The sequence below is a fragment of the Microcystis sp. LE19-41.2A genome (genome assembly GCF_027530405.1).
In the GTDB taxonomy this organism is placed as follows: Bacteria; Cyanobacteriota; Cyanobacteriia; order Cyanobacteriales; family Microcystaceae; genus Microcystis; species Microcystis aeruginosa.
Map to the genome: position 1 here is coordinate 1 of NZ_JAPZQJ010000219.1, position 1,721 is coordinate 1,721.

At 41.8% G+C, this 1,721-nt stretch carries 1 protein-coding gene and 1 pseudogene; both read left to right on the forward strand.

Annotated features, from left to right (window positions below; genetic code table 11):
- Window positions 1-151: 151 nt before the first annotated feature.
- A pseudogene (locus O9290_RS09820) lies at window positions 152-649 on the forward strand (DUF4347 domain-containing protein); the annotation flags it as partial.
- Between the two features lie 234 nt (window positions 650-883).
- On the forward strand, window positions 884-1,721 hold an 838-nt coding region (locus O9290_RS09825), incomplete at its 3' end, for an LVIVD repeat-containing protein (RefSeq protein WP_502846456.1).

Below are 1,721 nucleotides of genomic sequence, written 5' to 3' on the forward strand. Positions count from 1 at the left end.
CTTTGGCAAGAATCCAATAATCTTATCCTAATATCTAGAAAACGGGTTCCTTTGAGAAACCCGTTTTCTGTAAATTTTTGTTATATCCCCCTTGAAAGATTGGCCATTGTTAGGCTAAAACTGTTAGCAATAAACCTTTGCGGTTAACGTCATGACTTCTACCCTCTTGCCGAGCCTTGCTGCTGTTGACGATGTTTTGTTCAATTTTGCTCAATCTGATGGCTTGAGTCAAGCTAATCAGGTGAATAGTGCGAGAAATCAGCGTTTAACCGCTACCGTAGTTTTCCTCGATGCTGGTGTTAGCGATTATCAAAGTCTCCAAGCTGGAGTAATTTCAGAAGTCGCCACGGTTATTCTCTCTCCCAATCAAGACGGAATCGAACAAATATCCGCTTTTTTACAACAAAATCCCCAGATTACCACCATTCACCTGGTTTCCCATGGTGCGCCGGGATGCTTATATTTAGGAAATTGTCAACTTAATTTAACAAATATTTACGATTACCGCCAACAGTTACAGAATTGGGCAAAGATTAATCGTATTCTACTGTACGGTTGTCAGGTCGCGGCGGGAGATGCCGGGACAGAGTTTATTAATAAATTATCCCAAATTACTGGGGCAAAAATAGCGGCTTCCAGCAGACGGGTAGGAAATGCAGCCTTAGGAGGAAGTTGGGAATTAGAGGTGAGTTTCCCCGCGATAAAGGGAGAGAATCAAACCTTTATTGAAACCTTAGATTTGTCGGATTTGCAGACATCTGGGGTTTTTCAGCCGGATATACTCAACACCTATCCCGGAGTATTTGCACCCACATTAGTAGGAGTATGGGATAGATTAAGCTATGCCGGTGCGGTGACAGTAGTAGGTAACTATGCTTATGCAGTGGGGGACACCCTGGAGATTATTGATATTAGTAATCCCAGTAACCCGACTTTTAAGGGTAATTATAATACTTCTGGTGGTGAGGGTGTACAAATAGTCGGTAATTATGCTTATGTAGCTGATTATGGTTCAGGACTGCAAATCATCGACATCAGCAACCCGACAAACCCCACTCTCAAGGGTAATTATGATACTTACGAGGCTTTTGATGTACAAATAGTCGGTAACTATGCATATTTAGCTAATGGGGATTCAGGACTGCAAATCATCGACATCAGCAACCCAACAAATCCCACTCTCAAGGGTAATTATAATACTTCTGGCTATGCTTATGGTGTACAAATAGTCGGTAATTATGCTTATGTAGCTGATTGGGGTTCAGGATTGCAAATCATCGACATCAGCAACCCGACAAATCCCACTCTCAAGGGTAATTACGATACTTCTGGCTATGCTCGGGATGTACAAATAGTCGGTAATTATGCTTATGTAGCTGATAGGGATTCAGGACTGCAAATCATCGACATCAGCAACCCGACAAATCCCACTCTCAAGGGGAATTATAATACTTCTGGCGCTGCTAATGATGTACAAATAGTCGGTAACTATGCTTATGTAGCTGATTATTATTCAGGACTGCAAATCATCGACATCAGCAACCCGACAAATCCCACTCTCAAGGGTAATTATGATACTTCTGGCAATGCTTTAGGTGTACAAATAGTTGGTAACTATGCTTACGTAGCTGATCAGTATTCAGGACTGCAAATCATCGATATCAGCAACCCGACAAATCCCACTCTCAAGGGTAATTATGATACTTCTGACTATGCTAATG